The sequence below is a fragment of the Lamprobacter sp. genome, assembly GCF_034860625.1.
Taxonomy (GTDB): Bacteria; Pseudomonadota; Gammaproteobacteria; order Chromatiales; family Chromatiaceae; genus Lamprobacter.
Window position 1 is genome coordinate 1 of sequence record NZ_JAYESN010000569.1, and the last position, 1178, is coordinate 1178.

Annotated in this window: 2 protein-coding genes; one reads left to right on the top strand and one right to left on the bottom strand. The window is 64.7% G+C overall.

Annotated elements, in window-relative coordinates:
* A partial coding sequence (locus VBE63_RS29855; RefSeq protein WP_323686591.1) for a hypothetical protein occupies positions 1–302 on the bottom strand: 302 nt, incomplete at its 3' end.
* Between the two features lie 186 nt (positions 303–488).
* On the opposite strand from VBE63_RS29855, the gene VBE63_RS29860 reads away from it, so the two are divergent.
* Positions 489–1178, top strand: a 690-nt coding sequence (locus VBE63_RS29860) for an AAA family ATPase (protein WP_323686592.1), incomplete at its 3' end; no start/stop codon positions are given.

A 1178-nucleotide genomic window follows, 5' to 3' on the forward strand; every position in this document is an offset into this window, starting at 1 on the left:
TGGGGTGGCGTTGCGCGATCCGCCAGCGGGTACTGGGCGGCCAGCGTCAGGCTTTGCTGCGCGCTGGCCAGGCAGGCGTCGATGCGGTTGCTGGAGAACTGCGCCAACGCCAGACAGAACCCCAGGCGCAGGCGGTGCGGATCATTGGCTGTCTCGGGCTCCAGCAATGCGAGCGCGCGGGCGAAGAGCTCGGCGGCATCGGCCCGGCTTGCCAGCAGCTGATGGGCGGCTCGCCAAACGGAAGCGGGGTCGCGCAGACTGAGAGCCGCTGACACGGGGGTGCATGCTGGACTCGCCGACATGGCTCATCGACTCCGGCGATGCCCGGCGCTGTTGGGAGCAGCGGCGCGGGCGGTGGTTCAGGTGTTGAGACGAATGCAGCAGGAAAGGGTCGAGGCCTCAAGGCGTTGATGAGGCACGCCAGGGCGATGTGACGCTGCCTGCTCCATTACACTTGCCGTATTGCCCCTGCTTTTTGGTCGATCGCCATGAAATTCCCCTACGGCACCGCTGACTTTAACAAAATCATCACCGAGGGCTACTACTACGCGGATCGCACCGGGCGCATCCGCGTGTTGGAAAGCGCCGGCGATCAGCTGCTCTTGCTGCGCCCGCGCCGGTTCGGCAAGACCGCTTGGCTGACGACGCTGGAGAACTACTACGATCTCGCCCGCGCCGGGGAATTCGAGGCGCTGTTCGGCGGGCTGGCCATTGGCCGTGAGCCCACCAAGCGGCGCAACAGCTACTTCGTGCTGCGCTGGGATTTCTCCATGGTCGATGCCAGCGGCAGTCTGGCCGAGATTCGCCAGGCCTTGCACAACCACCTCAACGCGCAGGTGGCGGATTTTGAGGTGCGCTATGCCGATCGGCTCAGCAGCCCGCTCCAGGTGCATCCGAGTGATGGCTTGGTGGCCTTGCGTGCCGCCGTCAGCGCCGCCCGCGCCCAAGGTCACGACCTCTATCTGCTGATCGACGAATACGACAACTTCGCCAATGAGCTGATGCACGGACGACGTGCTGACTATGATGCTTTGGTCTCGGGCGAGGGGCTGCTGAAGACGGTGTTCAAGGCGGTCAAGTCGCTGGCCTCGGGTGCCGGGATTGACCGGGTCTTTATCACCGGCGTCTCCCCGGTGGTCCTAGCGGACATCTCCAGCGGCTACAACGTCTCCAAAGAC